This is a genomic window from Bradyrhizobium sp. dw_411 (assembly GCF_018449695.1).
Taxonomy (GTDB): Bacteria; Pseudomonadota; Alphaproteobacteria; order Rhizobiales; family Xanthobacteraceae; genus Bradyrhizobium.
In genome coordinates this window covers 34,922-53,651 of the sequence record NZ_JAAVUY010000003.1, presented here as the reverse complement: position 1 = coordinate 53,651, position 18,730 = coordinate 34,922, and the positions used below count along the sequence as shown (strand labels likewise).

General features: G+C 60.7%; 15 protein-coding genes. 4 read left to right on the top strand and 11 right to left on the bottom strand.

Annotation, left to right across the window (positions count from 1 at the left end; genetic code table 11):
• The first annotated feature begins 305 nt into the window (after positions 1-305).
• Both ispH and hpnH read left to right on the top strand, forming a co-directional pair.
• Positions 306-1,232 (top strand): 4-hydroxy-3-methylbut-2-enyl diphosphate reductase, encoded by a 927-nt coding sequence (gene ispH, locus HB676_RS05355; RefSeq protein WP_213736662.1) that lies wholly within the window; start codon positions 306-308, stop codon positions 1,230-1,232.
• Between the two features lie 35 nt (positions 1,233-1,267).
• Complete coding sequence (gene hpnH, locus HB676_RS05350; protein WP_213736661.1) at positions 1,268-2,416, top strand: adenosyl-hopene transferase HpnH; 1,149 nt, start codon at positions 1,268-1,270, stop codon at positions 2,414-2,416.
• Here the strand turns inward: hpnH and HB676_RS05345 are convergent.
• The 6 genes from HB676_RS05345 to HB676_RS05320 form a co-directional block, all read right to left on the bottom strand.
• A complete protein-coding gene (locus tag HB676_RS05345; RefSeq protein WP_346347259.1) occupies positions 2,357-3,091 on the bottom strand; it encodes a phosphorylase in 735 nt (244 codons plus the stop codon). The genes hpnH and HB676_RS05345 overlap by 60 nt on opposite strands.
• Positions 3,088-5,052, bottom strand: coding sequence for a squalene--hopene cyclase (shc, locus tag HB676_RS05340; RefSeq protein ID WP_213736659.1), 1,965 nt, complete (start codon positions 5,050-5,052; stop codon positions 3,088-3,090). Before shc ends, HB676_RS05345 begins: the two co-directional genes overlap by 4 nt.
• Before the next feature lie 82 nt (positions 5,053-5,134).
• Positions 5,135-6,382 carry a hydroxysqualene dehydroxylase HpnE gene (hpnE, locus tag HB676_RS05335; RefSeq protein WP_213736658.1) on the bottom strand — a complete coding sequence of 416 codons (1,248 nt, stop codon included), beginning with the start codon at positions 6,380-6,382 and terminating at the stop codon, positions 5,135-5,137.
• Positions 6,382-7,221, bottom strand: a complete 840-nt coding sequence (hpnD, locus tag HB676_RS05330) for a presqualene diphosphate synthase HpnD (protein WP_213736657.1) — start codon at positions 7,219-7,221, stop codon at positions 6,382-6,384. Before hpnD ends, hpnE begins: the two co-directional genes overlap by 1 nt.
• Positions 7,218-8,096 (bottom strand): squalene synthase HpnC, encoded by an 879-nt coding sequence (hpnC, locus tag HB676_RS05325; protein WP_213736656.1) that lies wholly within the window; start codon positions 8,094-8,096, stop codon positions 7,218-7,220. Before hpnC ends, hpnD begins: the two co-directional genes overlap by 4 nt.
• A gap of 197 nt (positions 8,097-8,293) precedes the next feature.
• Positions 8,294-8,530, bottom strand: a complete 237-nt coding sequence (locus HB676_RS05320; RefSeq protein WP_213736655.1) for a hypothetical protein — start codon at positions 8,528-8,530, stop codon at positions 8,294-8,296.
• A gap of 499 nt (positions 8,531-9,029) precedes the next feature.
• Between HB676_RS05320 and HB676_RS05315 the strand changes: the two genes are divergently transcribed.
• On the top strand, positions 9,030-9,530 hold the full coding sequence (locus HB676_RS05315; RefSeq protein ID WP_213736654.1) for a hypothetical protein: 501 nt from the start codon (positions 9,030-9,032) through the stop codon (positions 9,528-9,530).
• 99 nt (positions 9,531-9,629) lie between these two features.
• Here HB676_RS05315 and HB676_RS05310 read toward each other — a convergent pair whose 3' ends face one another.
• The 4 genes from HB676_RS05310 to HB676_RS05295 form a co-directional block, all read right to left on the bottom strand.
• On the bottom strand, positions 9,630-12,026 hold the full coding sequence (locus tag HB676_RS05310) for an MMPL family transporter (protein WP_213736653.1): 2,397 nt from the start codon (positions 12,024-12,026) through the stop codon (positions 9,630-9,632).
• Positions 12,027-12,272: 246 nt separating this feature from the next.
• A complete protein-coding gene (gene eutC / locus HB676_RS05305) occupies positions 12,273-13,049 on the bottom strand; it encodes an ethanolamine ammonia-lyase subunit EutC (RefSeq protein WP_213736652.1) in 777 nt (258 codons plus the stop codon).
• A 9-nt stretch (positions 13,050-13,058) separates the two neighbouring features.
• Positions 13,059-14,645 carry a B12-binding domain-containing radical SAM protein gene (locus tag HB676_RS05300; protein ID WP_213736651.1) on the bottom strand — a complete coding sequence of 529 codons (1,587 nt, stop codon included), beginning with the start codon at positions 14,643-14,645 and terminating at the stop codon, positions 13,059-13,061.
• A 141-nt stretch (positions 14,646-14,786) separates the two neighbouring features.
• The gene (locus HB676_RS05295; RefSeq protein WP_213736650.1) at positions 14,787-16,169 is read right to left on the bottom strand and encodes an ethanolamine ammonia-lyase subunit EutB; all 1,383 of its coding nucleotides are present in this window, start codon (positions 16,167-16,169) and stop codon (positions 14,787-14,789) included.
• 544 nt (positions 16,170-16,713) lie between these two features.
• On the opposite strand from HB676_RS05295, the gene HB676_RS05290 reads away from it, so the two are divergent.
• Entirely contained in the window at positions 16,714-18,420 is a 1,707-nt protein-coding gene (locus HB676_RS05290) for a methyl-accepting chemotaxis protein (protein WP_213736649.1), read from the top strand.
• 121 nt (positions 18,421-18,541) lie between these two features.
• On the opposite strand, the gene HB676_RS05285 is transcribed toward HB676_RS05290, so the two are convergent.
• Positions 18,542-18,682 carry a hypothetical protein gene (locus tag HB676_RS05285; RefSeq protein WP_213736648.1) on the bottom strand — a complete coding sequence of 47 codons (141 nt, stop codon included), beginning with the start codon at positions 18,680-18,682 and terminating at the stop codon, positions 18,542-18,544.
• Positions 18,683-18,730: the final 48 nt, after the last annotated feature.

Sequence of the window (18,730 nt, the reverse complement as noted above, 5' to 3'; positions counted from 1 at the left end):
TCAAAACATGCCGAAACCATGCCCGCGGGCCGCTATAGCGCAGATTGGCCGCCGAAAAGTGACGATCAAGGGAATCCAGAGGTACTGGCCCCTGGCGAATTGTCGCAAACTGTATTATAGTACCTAATTTGACATGGATGACCGGAGCAAATCGTTATGCAATCCGCCTTTTCTATCCGGTCTTTTTTTGACACAAAGCACTGGGCAACCAAGCTCTTTGGGGATTCTTGGTGCGGATATTGCAGACATCCACTCCATACGGAGATACCGAATGAATTTGGTGCAACTTGCGTAACGGACGTCCCATGGAGGTGTATCTGGCACAGCCGCGCGGGTTTTGCGCGGGTGTCGTGCGTGCGATCGAGATCGTCGAGCGTGCGCTCGAGAAATACGGGCCGCCGGTCTATGTCCGCCACGAGATCGTCCATAACAAATACGTGGTCGAAAGCCTGAAAAACAAGGGCGCGATCTTCGTTGAGGACCTTTCGGAAGTTCCGCCGCACGCCGTCACGGTGTTCAGCGCCCATGGCGTGGCGCGCAGCGTCGAGGAGGAGGCCGCGGCGCGGGGCCTGCCGGTCCTCAATGCCACCTGCCCGCTGGTCACCAAGGTCCACAATCAGGGCAAACGCTATATGTCGAAAGGCCGGGCGCTGATCCTGATCGGCCATGCCGGCCACCCCGAGGTCGAGGGAACCATGGGTCAGGTCTCCGGCCCGGTGCTTCTGGTCCAGAACGTCGACGATGTCTCGGCTTTGACCCTGCCCACGGACACTCCGGTGGCCTATATCACCCAGACCACGCTGAGCGTGGACGATACCAAGGACATTATTGCGGCCCTTCACCAACGTTTTACAGATATTCAAGGCCCCGACATCCGGGATATCTGCTATGCGACACAGAACCGCCAATCTGCGGTAAGGGACCTGAGCAAGCTGGTGGACGTTATTCTGGTGGTGGGCGCCAACAATAGCTCCAATTCCAACAGGCTTCGCGAAATCGGCACTGAAGTCGGGGTGGCAAGTTACCTCATCGCTGACGGTAGTGAGTTGAATCCGGCCTGGCTCAAGGACGCCAAGGCGGTCGGCATTACGGCCGGCGCCTCGGCGCCGGAAGTCCTGGTCGACGACGTGATCGAGGCCTTGAGGCGCATTGGACCGGTCGCGGTCTCGGTGCTTCCGGGCCGTGAAGAAAATATCGAATTTCGCCTGCCGGCCGAACTGACGGCAGGCTGATCCACTTCTCTACTGAGCCCGGAAAGAAACTTGTAATGGCAATACCGTTCTTCAAGGAAATGCGTATCGGCGGCTATCTGATGAAGCAGAAGCTGCTGGGCCGGAAACGTTATCCGCTGGTGCTGATGCTCGAGCCGCTGTTTCGCTGCAACCTTGCTTGCGTCGGCTGCGGCAAGATCGATTATCCCGATGCGATCCTCAACCGCCGCATGTCGGCGCAGGAATGCTGGGACGCGGCCGATGAATGCGGCGCGCCGATGGTTGCTATTCCCGGCGGCGAGCCGCTGATCCACAAGGAGATCGGCGAGATCGTGCGCGGCCTGGTCGCGCGCAAGAAATTCGTCTCGCTGTGCACCAACGCGCTGCTTCTGGAGAAGAAGCTCGATCTGTTCGAGCCGTCGCCCTATCTGTTCTTCTCGGTGCATCTCGACGGCCTCAAGGACCACCACGACAAGGCCGTGTCGCAGAAGGGCGTGTTCGATCGCGCCGTCTCCGCGATCAAGGCCGCCAAGGCCAAGGGATTCACGGTCAACGTCAACGCCACGATCTTCGACGGCCATGCCGCGGAGGACATCGCCAAGTTCCTCGACTTCACCACCGAACTCGGCGTCGGCGTTTCGATGTCGCCCGGCTATGCCTACGAGCGTGCGCCCGATCAGGAGCACTTCCTCAACCGCACCAAGACCAAGAAGCTGTTCCGCGACGTGTTCGCGCTCGGCAAGGGCAAGAAGTGGAACTTCATGCATTCGGGCCTGTTCCTGGATTTCCTTGCAGGCAACCAGAATTACGAATGCACCCCGTGGGGCATGCCGGCGCGCAATATCTTCGGCTGGCAGAAGCCCTGCTATCTGCTCGGTGAAGGCTATACCAAGACCTTCAAGGAGCTGATGGACACCACGGACTGGGAGACCTACGGCACCGGCAAGTACGAGAAGTGCGCCGACTGCATGGCGCATTGCGGTTATGAGCCGACTGCGGCGAACGCCGCCCTCACCAATCCGCTGAAGGCGATGTGGGTGGCGCTGCGCGGCGTGCGCACGACCGGCCCGATGGCGCCCGAGATCAATCTCGATCACCAGCGTCCGGCGCAGTACATCTTCTCGTCGGAGGTGCAGAAGCGCCTGTCAGAGATCCGCCGCGACGAAGCCCTCGCCGCCGAGCAGAAAGCTTCGACAGCCGCGTAGGCTGCGCAGCGCGCGATTGAAATCGATTCCGGTCGAGACCAGCGCGCGCAGCGACATCGGGTTGCGCGCAAGGCCGCGCAGCACCTTGCGCAGGTCGATATCGCCATTCGGCTTGACGGCGGACCGCGCCAGTTCCGGCAGCGCGCGCGAGGCGGGATCGCTGATGACGCGCAGCGCGGCGAACGGCAAGCCTGCCTCGGCGGCATAGGCCGCCGCGATATGGCTCTCCATGTCGACCGCCGCCGCACCCGTCTCCGAGCGCAGCGCGGCCTTGCCGTCACGGGCGACGACCACTTCTTCGACGCCGGCCAGGCCGCCCCGGACCACGCGCCGCCGCCCCAGCGCAACGCTGGCGATCAACTCTTCATTCAGCGACAGGCCGGCCAGCCAACGGGTATCGCCGGCCAGGACCTCGGTCGCGACCACGACGTCGCCGGATCGCAAGGAGGGATCCAGTCCGCCGGCCACGCCGAAGCTGATCACGCCCCGAATCGTCGAGGGATCGAACACGGTCAGAAGGGCCCGCAATTGCTGGGGATCGCTACTGCTGCAGATGACGGTCATGCCCGGACCGGCCGCAATGCGGGCCTCCTGCACCAGACCTGTCACGATCAGTATCGGCCGCGGGTCAATCGAGTTACCCACGGAAGTAGCTTGCCCCATCCCCAACGTCACATTCCGACCCCTACCACCTTGCTGTTGGTGCTCCTCAAATTCCGGTACCGCGCCAACGCCCAGAGCGGGAAGAACTTCGGATAACCATGATAGCGCAGATAAAACACCCGAGGAAACCCGGTAGCGGTGTATCTCTGCTCGTCCCACAGACCTTTTTCCGTCTGTGTTGCAATCAGGTACTGCACGCCCCGCGCCACGGCCGGGTGTTCCACTTCGCCGGCCGCCATTAATCCAAGCAAAGCCCATGCCGTTTGCGAGGCGGTGGTGGGGGCACCCTCGAATCCCTTATAATCCAATCGGTAGCTGGTGGCATCCTCGCCCCAGCCGCCATCCGCGTTCTGGATCGATAGCAGCCAGTCCGCGGCCTTGCGCATCACGGGATCCCCGTGGTCCACGCCGGCGGCGTTGAGCGCGCACAATACCGACCAGGTGCCATAGATGTAGTTCAGGCCCCAGCGGCCGTACCACGAGCCCTCCGCGAGTTGGGTCCGGCGCAGATAATCGACCCCTGCCGCTACCGCAGGGCTGCTTTGCGCGGTCTCGCCAAGCTGAGCCAGCATCGAGACGCAGCGGGCGGTGACGTCCTCGGTCGGGGGATCGAGCAGCGCGCCGTGGTCGGAGAACGGGATATTGTTGAGATAATATTCTAGATTGTTGACGTCGAAGGCAGCCCAGCCACCGTCGCGGCTTTGCATGCCCTCGATCCATTCGCGGCCGCGGGCGATCGCGGTATCGTAGACGGGATTGGGGTTGGCGCGGCGCTCGCGATCCATCGCCATCACGACGACAGCCGTGTCATCGAGATCGGGATAATAGGCGTTGTTGTACTGGAACGCCCAGCCGCCGGGACGAACATCCGGCCGCTTCACGGCCCAGTCGCCCTTGACGTCCAGCACCTGCTTGGGGATCAGCCAGTCCAGCCCCTGTTTGGCCGGGACCAATGCCGCCTCGCCCCCGGCTTCGATCAGGGCATGACAAGTCAGCGAGGTGTCCCACACCGGCGAAACGCAGGGCTGGCAATAGGCCTCGTGCTCGCCGACCACCAGCAGCAGATCGAGCCCTTTGCGCGTGACGGCGCGGGGCGGATAATCCGCCGGCTTGCCGAGCACCTCATACATCATCACGGTATTGGCCATCGGCGGATAGATCGCGCCAAGGCCATCTTCGCCGTTCAGCCGCTCCTCTATGAAGGCGACCGCGCTGTCGATCGCTCGGGCTCGCAGCGTTTTCGGGAACAGCGGCTCGACCGTCCGCAACACCATGTCCAGTCCGCGAAACAGCAGAAACCAGCCCCAGCTCTGATGCGGCGCCTTGGCCGTCATGCCGATCAAATGCGGCGCCTGCAGAAACAGCTCATCGATGCCGACGCCGCTTGTATTCTTCGCGCTCGGCTTCAGCGCCGCCAAAACCATCAGCGGCACGATCGTGGTGCGTGCCCAGTACGATATCTTGTTGAGATGGAACGGCGACCAGAACGGCAGCAGCATGATCTCGACCGGCAACACCGGGACGCTGCGCCATGTCAGCACCCCGAACATCGCCAGCATGAAGCGCGTGAAAACGTTGCTATTGATGGCGCCGCCGCGCGCGTGGATTGCCTCGCGCGCCCGCACCATATGCGGCGCATCCACCGAATCGCCAATCATCTTCAGCGCGAAATAGGATTTCACACTGGCGCTCATGTCGAAGGCGCCGTCATGCACCAGCGGCCAGCCGCCATGCGCGCCCTGAACCCGTCGCAGGTAATTTGCGATTTTGGCTTCCAGCACGGCATCGACCGGCTCGCCGAGATAGTGACGAAGCAGCACGTATTCGGCGGGGATGGTACAGTCGGCTTCCAGCTCGAATACCCAATGTCCGTCGGGCTTGCGATAGTCCAGCAAGCCCCGCGTTGCCGAATCGATGCTCGTCGCCAGCGCGCCGCCGATCTCAGTCCCAACTGTGCTGTTTCCGGAATGCATCTGCCCTGACATCCGCTGCTTTTGCCCGTCCGGTCTGATCGAAAAACCCTGATCTTGCAATCGCTCGATCAGCCCACTCCGGTCAGTTCCTGGCCAGGACGAGATCGGCGGCGCGGTTCCCCGATCGGACCGACCCTTCGATGGTTGCCGGCAACCCCGTATCAGTCCAGTCGCCTGCGAGAAACAGGTTTTTCTGGGCCGTCGGGGCGCCCGGCCGCAGTGCGTTCTGTTCCGGTGTGGCCTCGAATGTGGCGCGGCGTTCGCGCACGATCTGCCAAGGCGGCAGATCGGCAACGATCCCGGCGGCTTTGCAGATATCCCGCCAGATCGCCTGCGCCAATTCCTCACGCGGCAAGTCCACCAGCCGGTCGGCGCCGCTGATGGTGATCGACAGGCGCTGCGGGAACGCAAACAGCCATTCCACCAGCCCGCCCACGACGCCAAGAAGAGGCGGCAAGTCCGCAGGGGGATCGAAGCGGAAATGCGCATTCACGATCGCCCGGAACTTGGTCGGCGTCTTCAGGCCCGGCAGCAGCGTCGCAGCCGGGCGCGGTGGAACGGCCAACACCACGGCATCGCCGGGCTCAACCGCGACATTGTCGTCGCCGAATTTCAATTCGCCGATGCTGTCAGCCGACATGCCGAAGGCGCGCAACTCATGCCCGAACCGGACGCTCGCGCCCTTGCCCTGCAGCAGCTTGATGGCGGGCTCGACCAGCACCGCGCTGAGGCCCTCGCGGGCGATCAACGGGCGGCAAGCCGCTCCTCCCGCCAGCAGGGTTTCGCGCACGATCGCGCCGGCGAGGCCGGCGGATCCCTCGGGCGGATCGACATTGAGTGCCGCCAGCAGCAAGGGCTGCACCAGCCGGTCGTACAGCGTGCCCTTGCAGGGAATGGCGTCGCCGACCAGTTTGCCCTGCCCTGCCCAGATCAGCGGCATCAATGCCAGGTAATCGAGCAGGCCGGTGTCGGGCACGCGGCGCGCTTTATCGAATACCCACAGCGGCAGCCGGCTATTCCCGAGGTCGAGTTGCCAGCGCTGGCCGGTTTTCAGATCGACGAACGGAAACTGGGCACGCTTCGGCCCGACCAGTCCGGCCTCGGTGCCGATCGATCTGGCGTAAGCCACGGCATGGCTGTTACCGGAGAGCAGAAGGTGATTGCCGTTGTCGATGGTGAGGTTGGTCGCCGCGTCGAAATAGGACCGGCAGCGGCCACCGGCCTGCTGCGTGGCTTCGTGGACATGCACCCGATAATTCGCATTCGCCAGCCGGACGGCTGCCGAGAGGCCGGAAATTCCGGCGCCAATGATGTGGACGGTCTTTTGCATCAGATCAGCGCGTAACGAAGCAGAATGGCAAGGCGGGCAATCTTGTTGACGCGAACCGGCGTGCGCGGCGCCGCGAACCCGCGGGCGACCAGCAATTCAAGGATCGCGCGATAATATTTCGACATGATGCGGGGCGCGCGCACCACGCGGCGCGGATTGCGACCCATGATTTCGTCGGCCTTTTCGAAATGCGCGCGCGCCCGAATAACCAGCGGCGTGCACACTTTCGGCAGCGCCGAATCCGCGATCACCTTGATCGGATCGGCGCTGGTGATGCCGGCGTGCAGCAGGCCCTCGCGCGGCAAATACAGCCGGCCGATGCCGGCGTCCTCATCGATGTCGCGCAGGATATTGGTCAATTGCAGCGCACGGCCAAGATGATGCGCGAGCAGGATTCCATCGTCCTCCGCGAGGCCGAACACCCGCACCGACAGGCGCCCGACCGCACTGGCCACGCGATCACAGTAGAGATCGAGCGTGGCGAGATCAGGCGCGCGGATATCCTGCGGCACGTCCATTTCCATGCCGTCGACGATGGCCAGAAAATCCTCGCGCTTGAGGCCGAATTTCTGAACCGATGCGACGTAGTCGCGCAATCGTGCCGGCGGATTGCCCTGATACAGCGCGTCGATGTCATCGCGCCACTGCTGAAGCGCTGCCATCCGCTCGGGCCGCGGGCCATCTGAGTCTGCGATATCGTCGACCTGCCGGCAGAAACTATAGATCTGGAACATCGCCTCGCGCTGTTCCTGCGGCAGGATACGCATCGCCGCGTAAAATGAGCTGCCGGATGCCGACGATCCGTAACTTGCAGTAGCTGCCGCGGTCTCAGCCGTCATGCGCCGGCCGCCGGTTTGGACAAGGGGCGTCGTCCAACGGCCCGGCGCGTCATTTCGCCGGCCATTCCGCCGAGACTGTGGATGAGCAACTGCGTCGGGCCGAGATGCACGGTTTCGCTGAGGGGATCGCGCACTTTCAGGAGATTTACGATCTTGTCGGCGAAGGCTTGAATCACCGAAATCTCCAGCCCCAGCCGAAAATCCTTCACTTCGGCAGCCAGCGATTTACTCTCGTTGAGCAAAACCTCGGTCTTCGCGGCGAGCGAATGCAGGCATTGCAATAGCGGCGCCGATGACCGCGCAGCGCCAAGGGCCTCGACAGAGGCCCCGGCTGCGGCGAGTGCATCGCGCGGAAGATAGACGCGATTGAGATTGTGATAGTCCTTGCCGCAATCCTGCAGATGATTGTTGATTTGCAGACCGGCGCAGAGAGCGTCCGACGCGGCCCAGGTCGACGTGCTCTCGCCGTGAACGTCGAGCATGAAGCGTCCGACCGGCATCGCCGAATATCGGCAATAATGGATGACTTCATCCCAGTTTTCATAACGAAGCTTGGTCACATCCATCCGGAAGGCAACGAGAACATCGAGCGCGTGACGCGGTGGCATCGAGCGCTCGGCCAGCGCGCGCCGCAGATTGACCGCCTCGGGCTGGCTGTCGCCCTGCCCCAGCAATTCGGCTTCCATGAGATCGAGATAGGCCAGCTTTTCGGTCTCGCCGAGCGCCGCATGATCGGCGATGTCGTCGGCGGTTCTCACGAAATTATAGAAAGCGAGAATCAACGCACGGTGGCGCGGATGAATGATCCACGACGCGACCGGGAAGTTTTCGTCACGGTGAGTCTTGCCGGATCGCAATTCGCTCGCGGTGGTCATCGAGAACTGGCTACATTCGTTGGAAACAGAGGCTGCGCATGACCCGGCGCAGCCGCGCACGGGTGCGGATCGCGACCCCCGTATAAGGGAATACGATACCAAAACCAATGCTATCTGCGATTTCCCGCAGATTCCGGCCATGCCTCAAAAGAGCCTGTAACGGCCCTGTGGCGGCGATGGCCGGATCCGGAAGGGTATTATTGCCCGTGATCTTTCAGCACTTTGTCGCAGGCCGCGCTGATCTTGGGACGATTTTGCTGAAGACAGGACAGAACGATCAGGTCGCCCTGATCCATCACCGGACGGCAGTGGCGCTGAACGTCGCGCGAGCAAGCCTTTTGTTCTTCCGGTGTGCCGCTGCGTTGTTGCTGGGCGATGGCCCCGGTGGAGACCGACAGCGACAACAAAGTGAGTGCCAAGAAAAATTTACGCATCGTGTTCCTTCATTCTAACGGCAGAGAATTCCAACCCGAATAGCACATGACGCGACCGGGGCAGACCATTCAGATTGTAAACGCCGCGAACCGCAGCAACGAACTTGCCAGAAGCGCTGCCAAATGCGGCCAAATTTACGGCGATTCATAATCTGAATTGTTGTGAGGGATTGTCAATTCGACGATACTCATAACCACATGATATTGCAGTATTATTTTTTTAGGTCCTGTGGCACTTCTGACACATACCGGTCAATCGTCAACATGCACCACGGATGACATTTGGAGATAACCGAAGCTTCCTGACTTCACCGGGCGAAATACCGCATGCCAATCGACTCGCGCCTTCGGGACAATCCGCTGCAGGTGGTGGACCGGTTAGCCAATTGCAAACGACCATCGGTTTCTGTTTTGAACCTAAAGCACTGCGGTGACACCAAATCTCCGATGCGGCGAGACATCACTCTCCTGCGAAAATCATTTTGATGGGAAACCCACAATGAAATTATTCGGCTCCACGCTGTTTGGGCAAACGATTATGGCTGCTGTTGTCGGCGGCGCGCTGATGGTGTCGACCTCGGCGAGCCACGCCCAGTCTCACCCGTTTGCCGGCTTTGACGGAGCATGGTCCGGCAACGGAACAGTATCACTCTCCGACGGGTCGTCCGAGCGCATCCGCTGCCGGGCGGAGTATAAGGTCGACGGCACCGGAATGGCCTTGAAGCAGACGCTCCGTTGCGCCAGCGACAGCTATAAATTCGATCTCAGCAGCGATGTGAAGAGCGAAGGCGACCGCGTGTCCGGCAACTGGACCGAGACCAACCGGAATATTATCGGCAATTTGCAGGGAACCGCCGGTGGCGGCAAGATCGACGTCGCCGTTGAAGCCATTGGATTCTCCGCCACGCTGTCGTTGCGGACCTCCGGCAACAAACAGACGGTTCAGATCAGTTCCAAGGGCGACATCCGGGGCGTCAACATCACGATGGTGAAGGGCTAACCTTTTTGTTTTGACGCGTTCTCTTCACACGAACCGGTATCCACGGAGCCTGTCATCGGACGCGCGTTCGCGCGACCCGTTGGCTCGAAAACGCTCTCCCTATCCGTTGGCGCCAGGCTGCTCCGCCGGCTTGGCGCCGTCGACGGTTCCGCGAATCCGATGCGACAGGTTGATCAGGAACATCGACGTCGGCCGCAGGATAAAGAGGTCCGCGAACAGGGCTGCGATCATCGCGAAAGCGCTGAGCCAGCCGAATAGCCGCAACGACGGCAGATCGGAAAACACCGTCACCACCAAACCGCAGGCCAGCACCACCGTGGTCAGGATCAGCGCCGGACCCACCAGTACGGTCGCGCGCTCGACCGCCAGTTCCGAACTGATGCCCGGTGTGCTCTCGAGCCGCAACCTGTTGAGGAAGTGAATGGTCGCGCTTAGTCCGAGGCCAAACGACACGGTAAGCGCAACGACGCTCGCAAACTGCAATCCCTCCCCCATCAACCACAGCACCGTGCCGGACAAAACCACCGGGAAGATGCCGGGCAGAATGCAGGACAACATCACCACCACCGAGCGGAACGCCAACCCGATGAAGATTGCGACCAGCGCGAACTCGATGGTCAATCCGCGATTGAGCTTTTCGATCATGTTGGCGCTGTTGCGCGCGGCGATCGCCGAAAGACCGGTGACCGCAATCTCGTAACCGGGGTGCGCCTTGCGTATGACATCCAGCGAGTGATCGAGATTATCGACCACAGGAAGGATTTGACTGGAATCCAGATCCGGCACCCGGCCCGATACCACCACCGCATCCTGATTAGCGGAAATGAAACGCCGCACCAGATATTCGGGAATCACGCTGACGTATTCCTTCAAGGTCGCGACGTCGGAGCTTCCAGCCTTTTCAGTCAGCCAGCGCCGCAACGTCTCCAGCGACCAGACATTGCCGACGCCGGCCTGCTTCTCCACCAGCGAGTGGACATCGGCGATGGTCTTTAGCGTATCGTCAGAATACAGCGAAGCGCCCTTGGGGAACTCAATCAACACGTCGATGGCATTGGCGCCCGTCAATTTGGCATCGAGCCGCCCGCTTGCCGCGACCGCCTGCTGCTTGTCGGGCACCTGGTCGGCGAGCCGGTAACGCGGCTCCAGATTGGAGTAGACCACCGCCAGACCGCCGACGAGTATAACGGCGATCAGGCTGAACAGGCCGGGGCGACTGACCATGCGCACCGCGATCCAGTAGCAGAAATTGCGCAGCATCTGTACGCCGGCATCGGCGCCCTGAAACTTGACGGCAAACGTCTTCTCGTTGCGCACAAACAGCACGCCAAAGACCGGGACCAGTGACAGCACCGCGATCAGCGCGATCACGGTAGCGGCAAGCCCCGCCTCGCCGAATTTGCGGATCAGGTCTGAATCCGAGAATTGCAACGCAATGAACGATATGCCGGCGGTGCCATGGGTGAGCACGCAGGCCGGCCCGACCACCATGACGGCGTTCTTGAACGCGGTATATTTATCCTGGCCCGCAATCAGGCGATCGCGCGCAGCAAAGGTGAGCTGCATCGAATCCGAGAAGCTGATCACCATGATCAGTGGTGTCATCACGTTCAAAAACATATTGAGATTGAAATTGGCCCATCCGAGCCCGCCGAGCGCGAGGATGATCGCAATAATCGGAGGAAACGCGGCGACGACCATGAACGATATCTTGCGGAAGAAAATGATCGCGATGATACAGCCGGCCACGATACCCAGGACATTGTAGGTCAATCCGTCGCGTTTGACCGCGTTGCGGATTTCAAGCTGCATCACGGGAACGCCGGATAATTCCGCGTTGAGGCCACTCCCCGCGAGATCCTCGGCCATCAGCTTGCGCATATCGCCGATCGTCTTGGTGAGTTTGCTGCTGGCAACCACATCGGGTTCGAGCGACATCACAATCAGCGCCAGCGTACCGTCTTCGGACAGCAGCTTGCCGCGGATGATCTCGTTGGTTTTGACGGTCTCGATGAACTTGTCGTAGTCGGCGCCCTGCGGCAGCTCAGAGGGGAACAACGCCGCAGGCAGCTTGCCGGGCGCCGGCGCCTGGCGCGCCGAGAACAGCGAAATGATGCCGCGTGTGCCCTCGACCAGTTGCAGATCGGTGACGAGATCGCGCACCTTTTCGAGATTGGGCCGCGACAGCAGCCCCTTGCCTTCGACTACCACCAGCACATCGAATTCAGCCGCCGGGAAGCGTTTGATTTCGGATTCGTATTGCCGGTATTCCCTGGAATTGGACCGGAACAACTGGCTCAGCGAATCGTCGATCTTGATGCGATCGATCCCGAACAGCGCACCGATGATCAGCCCGACGAGAATAATGAGGGACAGGACCGGCTTCTGAACCGCAATCAGCCCGACACGCTCCAGCCCAAAGGCGATACTGGGCCCCCCTGACGGCTGCTCGACCTTCCCGATATGAACTTCACTGTCGTTGTTCTTTTCGAGCATACCCTGTCCAATTCTCGCGTCGGCTCAATTTAAATGGCTTACGATCTAAATAACTCAAGTTCCAACACCCAAAGCAGGCCTTGATCGGCGTTGTCTGCTCGGTGCTAGCCCTTGAAAACATGCGGTAAATTTGCCGCAAGAGATGTAGCAGGTCTATACCTTATCTCGCAAGCTGACGCCTTCGTGTAAAATAGGCGCACGCACAGCCAAAATGGAGCTCGCGTCTCCAATTTTGTCATGCTGATTTCAATTTGAAGTGATGCTCCGGGACGCCGGTTGAGCGCTTTCATCCTTCAGCGCGACGCCGCTCAGTTCCCGGGCAAGGCCCTCGCGGACCAACCAGGCAATCCGCAAAGCGGCTTCATCGTAGCCGAGCCCCGCGCGATGGATATTGGAAACGCAATTTCGCTTTTCGTCTGTAAGGCCGATTTGGGGGGCAAAGGTTAGATAAGCCCCAAGACTGTCCGATGCGGACAGGCCCGGCCGCTCGCCAATCAGCATCACGATCATGCGCGCGCCCAAAATCGCGCCGATCTCGTCGCCCAATGCGACCCGCGCGCCCGACGCGACCACCGCATGGCCGATTTCGATTCCATCAGCAGCCAGCCTGGGAACGAGATGGCTGATAACTTCGAGGGCATGCGCATTGACCGCCGCCGGGGAGAGCCCGTCCCCGATCACGATCGCCAACCGGCGGGAACCCTCGGCGCAACCCTCAAGTAATTTCTGCGAGGCCGCATCAAGCATCCGCCCCAGATCCGGACGCTTCAGATATTCCTTCCGGTCATGGACCCGGCTCGCGACTTCACTTGCCGGAAGACCGAGATCACCGAGGCCCTGCATTATGGCGGATACATCGAAGGCGGCATGGACCGCGTCACGGGCGCGGGCGTGGTCCAGCGTAAATTCAAGCAGTGCCTCTGTCGGCAGGCTGGCGCCGGAGCGGCCAAGCCCGACCCGCGCCGGGGTCAATTTTTTGAGATCGCGAAGCGATCGACCTGATGGCCCTGATGTCACGGCCATGGGCACTCGCTACTCGGCCGGAACCGACGCTTCTTGCAGCTTGAGCGAGTAGTAGGACGCGTTGGTATGGCCGCCGGAAGCATCACGGGCGAAGTTGATCAGGTGATGAGCAACCAGAATCGAACTGATCAAAAACTCGATCTCGCCCCGGGCAATACGCCGTAGCGCAAACTTCCAGAATTCGATTTTGTAATCGCCGAGAACCCCGACTTTCCAGAAAATATTGCGAAGCATGATCAGGCCGAGCTTGATATTCGCCCATGACTTCTGCTGCGGCGTTCGGGGTCGCTTGATCCAATTCGAATAGGTTTCACGGATTTGATATTCGTAGCGTTCCAACAGCTTGGCCGGCTGGTAGGCGCTTCCCATGCAGGCGCGCCAGGTCTTTACGACATCCTCATACGGCAGTCGAAAATCGACATTGGATTCGCGCCCTTCGTCCTCCAGAAGCCGGTTCTCACGCTTCAGCCGATCCCACAGCGGCGTGTTCGGCAGGGCCTGCAACAGGTTGATGGTCAAAAGCGGAATTTGCGACGCGTCGATGAATTCGAGCAACGCGGCACCGGTTTCCGGTTTGTCGGTGTCCAGTCCGAGAATGATCCCCGACACGACCTCCATGCCGAAATTGTTGAGCGTCTTGATCGCCTCCATGATGGGAACCATCATGTTATGATCCTTGTGCATGGCCTTTAGTGCCACGGGATCCGGCGTCTCGATGCCGCAGAAAATGGTCGCGAAGAACGCCTCGCGCATGCCGGCCAGAATTTCCGGGCGCTTGGCGATGTTCAGCGTCGCCTCGCAGGAGAAGCGCAACACAAAGCCGGTCTTCTTCTGCCATTCAGCCAGATGCGGCAACAGATCGAGCGCGGCCTTGCGGTTGCCGATAAAATTATCGTCAACAAAATAGACCGAACCGCGGATGCCGCATTCGAGCAACTTGTCCAGTTCGGCGGTGATCTGCTGCGGCGACTTGAGCCGCGGATTGCGGCCGTAGAGTCCCGGGATGTCGCAGAATTCGCACTGATAGGGACATCCGCTCGAATACTGGATGCTGCCGAGGAAATAGCTTTTAAGCTCGGCCAGTTCATAGGCCGGAAGCGGAAAGCTCGTCATGTCGAGGCGGTCGAGGGTCTTGAGCACCACCTGTTGCTCGGGCCGCGACGGATCACGTGCCAGCCGGGCAATCAGATCGTTGGTCGCATCGCCTAGTTCGCCGACGTGAAGGTAGTCGAACGAGGGGTAATAGTCCGGGCAGGAGCTGACCGACGGGCCGCCGATCGCGACCGCAAGATCGAATGCATGGGCGCGGCGGCAGATGTCGTTCATCTGCTGGCGCTGGATGTGCATGCCGCTGACGAACACAGCTTCCGCCCATTCAAAATCCTCTTGAGTGGCGGGGCGGATGTTTTCGTCGATGAAGCGGACCGGCCACCCCTCGGGGAGATAGGCAGCAATCAAGAGCAGGCCCTGAGGCGGCATGAAGGCCTGAACGCCGTCGGTCAGCGGATAGGCATATTCGAATGTGCCGAAAGAAGACGTATAGCGCGGAAAAACGCACAGGATGCGCCGCACCGTCTCAACGCTCTCAGCTCTCATCAAACGTCCTCTGCAGCATCGACCTAAGCTTAAGCCTGTGTTCCAAATTGGGCTACAAATTCTTCAACATTGTGGCGGCTGTCTAACCCTGACATGACTGGATAGCTGCCGCCAAGGTCTCCGGGAGCGACCAGTGCCCCCTCAGGCGATCAGCCGCGATGCAAAATCGGGGAGCAGGCTGGTGTTGCTGGCGAGCCTAAACCCGGCATCGGCCAGCCCGACGCGCAACAACCAGTCGTCGAATTCGGGGGCTCGTTTGAGGCCGAACAGGTCGCGGATGTAGAGCGCGTCGTGGAAAGAGGTGGATTGGTAGTTCAGCATGACGTCGTCAGCTCCGGGTACCCCCATGATGAAGCTGACACCGGCGGCCGCGAGCAGGGTCAGCAAATTGTCCATGTCGTCCTGATCGGCCTCGGCGTGGTTGGTGTAACAAACATCCACCCCCAGCGGCAGGCCGAGCAGCTTGCCGCAAAAGTGATCCTCCAGTCCGGCGCGGATGATCTCTTTGCCGTCATAAAGGTATTCCGGACCGATGAAGCCGACCACGCTGTTGACCAGGAGCGGATCGAACGCGCGGGCGACGCCGTAGGCGCGCGCTTCGCAGGTCTGCTGGTCGACGCCGTGATGGGCGTTGGCCGAGAGCGCCGAGCCCTGCCCGGTTTCGAAATACATCACATTTTCGCCAACGCTCCCCCGCCGCAATGACAACCCGGCCTGATGGGCCTGGCGCAGCAATGCGAGATCGATTCCGAAACTCCGGTTGGCGGCCTCCGTCCCCGCAATCGACTGAAACACCAGATCGACGGGGACGCCCTGCTCGATCAATCCGAGTGTCGTCGTCACATGGGACAATACGCAGCTTTGGGTCGGAATCTGCAGCCGCGTGATGATATCGTCCAGTAGCCGTAGCAGGCCGCCGATCACGGCCGGATCGTCGCTCGCCGGATTGATGCCGATACAGGCATCGCCGGCCCCGAGCAGGATGCCGTCCAGCACGGACGCGGTGATGCCCTTGACGTCATCGAAGGGGTGATTGGGCTGCAGGCGCACGCTCATGCGGCCGCACAGGCCGATGGTGTTGCGGAAGGCGGTTGTGACCTGGCACTTTTTGGCAACCAAGATCAGATCCTGGTTGCGCATCAGCTTTGAAACCGCCGCAGCCATTTCCGGGGTGATGCCGGGCGCGAGTTTTCCAAGCACGGGCGTCGTCGCCGCATCCGACAGCAGCCAGTCGCGGAACGCGCCGACCGTCAGCGACGATACGGCCGCGAACGCCCTGACATCGTGGGTATCGACGATCAGGCGGGTAATTTCATCGTCTTCGTAGGGAATCACGGTCTCGTGCAGGAATTGCTTCAACGGCACGTCGGCCAATGCAATCCGCGCCGCGATCATCTGTTCGGCGCGCCCGGCCGCGATCCCCGCCAGGCGGTCGCCCGAGCGCGGCGGCGTCGCCTTGGCCAGGAGATCGCGCAGATCGTCAAAAACGTAAGTGGTGGCAGCTATAGCGTGGCGATAGACCATAAACGCTCCGGACCATCGGCGCGTGTGCGCCGATCATCATCGCCAAGACTATATCGCCAGGATTATATCGCCGAGACGATCATTTTGCGCGGCCGCCTGAGGTCTTCTGGCCGCAATACCGGCACTGAAGCGATCTGCGACAAAGCGTCTCCCAAAGCTTAATTTTTGGTTGCAAACGCCCCCCCGGTTCGCACCGCGGCGGATTGTCCCGCGGGCTTCGCTGCAGGGCCTTTAGCCCGTATCGGAATATTAACTAACTGATATGTATAATAAATTTTTAAAGATAAGACTTGGCCCGATCGCTAAACGAAATCGCGTTTTCCCGTTGCCAGAGCTCGCGTCTGCCCTCTCTTTCGAAGTGAAAAGCGCAGATATTCCAGCACGATGCCCGTAAAATGGGCAAAGCTTATCAGTTTGTACACAAAACTTTCACATAGTTTTTGAGGGGCCCGTCATGTGCTGACCGGCCTCGTTGAAGAGGCCCGTAATGCCTACGAGCACGATGTCTGCAATCCCGAATCCTGCACCAGCCAAGCCCGGGTTCATGTCCCGGCTTTCGCTCGCGACGAAGCTCTATTCGATCTTCGCCCTGTTCGCGATCCTGACCGCGGCGATTACCGCCCTGTCCGATTTCAATACAAGGCGCAGCGTCGAGCTCACCGAAGCGGTCGAGACCGCCAGCCGCGCGGCACTCAACGTCGAGCGCGTCAATTCGACGGTCTATGCAATCGTGATGGAATCGCGCGGCGTCTACATGTCGACGGAAGCCGGCGCCGTGAAAAAGTATGGCGAAGGGCTGCTCAGGTTCAGCGACCAGCTCCTGAACGTCGTCAAACACTGGGAGTCCATCCTCCAGGCCGACGACGCCGAGCAATTCGCTACCTTCAAAAAGCGCATCGATCAGTTTGTCGCGTTCCGCAAGGAGCTGGTGCGCCGCGCAATGGAGATCAGTCCCGCCGCAGGCCGCGAATGGGGCGACAACGAAGCCAATCGTGAGGTACGCATCGCCCTCAACAAGGATCTCGAAGCGCTGAGCAAGGTCTATGCCGAACGCGGCAAACGCATCGCGCTTCAAACCGAGGCCAATCGCCAGTTGGCATTTCTTCTGACCTGTCTCGGTGGCCTGGAACTGGTTCTGGTCGGCGCCGGCGTCCTGATTATCTTCCGCTCGGTCGCGCGACCGCTTTCCGTCATCACCTCCACCATCAAGCAGGTCGCCGAAGGCGCCGACAATGTCGAAGTACCCCATACCAATCGCGCCGACGAGATCGGTGCACTGGCGCGGGCGATCCAGATCTTCAAGGAGGCGATGGATCGCAACCGCAATCTCAGTGCGCAGGCGCTGGTGGATTCCAAGGCCCGCGAACAGCGCGCCAGGCATATCGAAAAATCGGTAGAGGCATTCCGGGGCGCGATCGGAAGCGTGCTGAACGCGGTCAATGACAATGCGACGGCGATGCGCGATACCGCACAGTCCATCAGCGGCGTGGCCTCGGATGCCAGCGGCCGCGCCACCGCCGCCGCGCACGCGACCGAGCAGGCCTCCTCCAATGTTTTCGCTGTCGCCGGGGCCGCCGAAGAGTTGTCGGCTTCGATCGAGGAAATCGGCCGCCAGGTTCGTCATTCCACCGAGGTCGTCGCGCAGGCCGGCCAGCGCACCGAAAAATCGATCGCCGAGATCGAAAGTCTGGCCGCCGCAACCCAGCGGATCGACGGCGTCCGCACCCTGATCCAGGCGATCGCGGAGCAAACCAATCTTCTGGCGCTCAATGCCACGATCGAGGCCGCCCGCGCCGGCGAGGCCGGCCGCGGCTTCGCGGTGGTGGCTCACGAGGTCAAGACGCTCGCCGAACAGACCGCCAAGGCAACCGCTGAGATCGGTCAGAACATCAGCATGATCCAGACATCGACGCGCAATGCGGTCGATGCCGTGCGCGAAATCGGCACCGCGGTGCGTGACATCAATGAGGTCACGTCGAGCATCGCCGGTTCTGTCACGCAACAGGACGCCGCGACCCGCGAAATTTCCGCAAATGCGCAATTGGCCGCTGACGGCAACTCGACCCTGGTCGCCAATATCGGTTCGCTCAGTAACGCGATCGGCGATACCAACAAGGCCGCGACATCGGTACTTTCGGCATCGAGCGACCTCACCGCAACGGCAGAATTGTTGTCACGCGAGGTCGAAAAGTTCTTCCGCAATCTGCGCGCGGAAGATGACGCGCCGCGGACCGGAACCGCGGCGAGCTGAAGATTCAGCCTAGAGCCTTACCGGTTCTGATTGAATCAGAACCGGGCTCTAATCTTTTGTTTGACGCGTTTTCTTCACGCGAACCGGTATCCACTTCGCTCGAAAACGCTCTAGCTGACGCTCAGATCCAGTTTTCGATCCGCAGATCGCAGGCGAGCACCAGCGATAATGACGCGGCAAGCCCGGTAGAACTGAACATTGCAATCTGATTGAACAGCTTGCGTTCCACGCTCGAACCAAAAATCTTGATTACGCTAGACATGATGAAAACCTTCCCCCTGGCGAGTTATTCCTCGTCTATGGGTGCAAG

Coding starts and splice junctions, on each gene's coding strand:
- ispH (WP_213736662.1), top strand. CDS start 306: ATGGAGGTGTATCTGGCACAGCCGCGCGGGTTTTGCGCGGGTGTCGTG.
- hpnH (WP_213736661.1), top strand. CDS start 1,268: ATGGCAATACCGTTCTTCAAGGAAATGCGTATCGGCGGCTATCTGATG.
- shc (WP_213736659.1), bottom strand. CDS start 5,052: ATGCATTCCGGAAACAGCACAGTTGGGACTGAGATCGGCGGCGCGCTG.
- hpnE (WP_213736658.1), bottom strand. CDS start 6,382: ATGCAAAAGACCGTCCACATCATTGGCGCCGGAATTTCCGGCCTCTCG.
- hpnD (WP_213736657.1), bottom strand. CDS start 7,221: ATGACGGCTGAGACCGCGGCAGCTACTGCAAGTTACGGATCGTCGGCA.
- hpnC (WP_213736656.1), bottom strand. CDS start 8,096: ATGACCACCGCGAGCGAATTGCGATCCGGCAAGACTCACCGTGACGAA.
- HB676_RS05320 (WP_213736655.1), bottom strand. CDS start 8,530: ATGCGTAAATTTTTCTTGGCACTCACTTTGTTGTCGCTGTCGGTCTCC.
- HB676_RS05315 (WP_213736654.1), top strand. CDS start 9,030: ATGAAATTATTCGGCTCCACGCTGTTTGGGCAAACGATTATGGCTGCT.
- HB676_RS05310 (WP_213736653.1), bottom strand. CDS start 12,026: ATGCTCGAAAAGAACAACGACAGTGAAGTTCATATCGGGAAGGTCGAG.
- eutC (WP_213736652.1), bottom strand. CDS start 13,049: ATGGCCGTGACATCAGGGCCATCAGGTCGATCGCTTCGCGATCTCAAA.
- HB676_RS05300 (WP_213736651.1), bottom strand. CDS start 14,645: ATGAGAGCTGAGAGCGTTGAGACGGTGCGGCGCATCCTGTGCGTTTTT.
- HB676_RS05295 (WP_213736650.1), bottom strand. CDS start 16,169: ATGGTCTATCGCCACGCTATAGCTGCCACCACTTACGTTTTTGACGAT.
- HB676_RS05290 (WP_213736649.1), top strand. CDS start 16,714: ATGTCCCGGCTTTCGCTCGCGACGAAGCTCTATTCGATCTTCGCCCTG.
- HB676_RS05285 (WP_213736648.1), bottom strand. CDS start 18,682: ATGTCTAGCGTAATCAAGATTTTTGGTTCGAGCGTGGAACGCAAGCTG.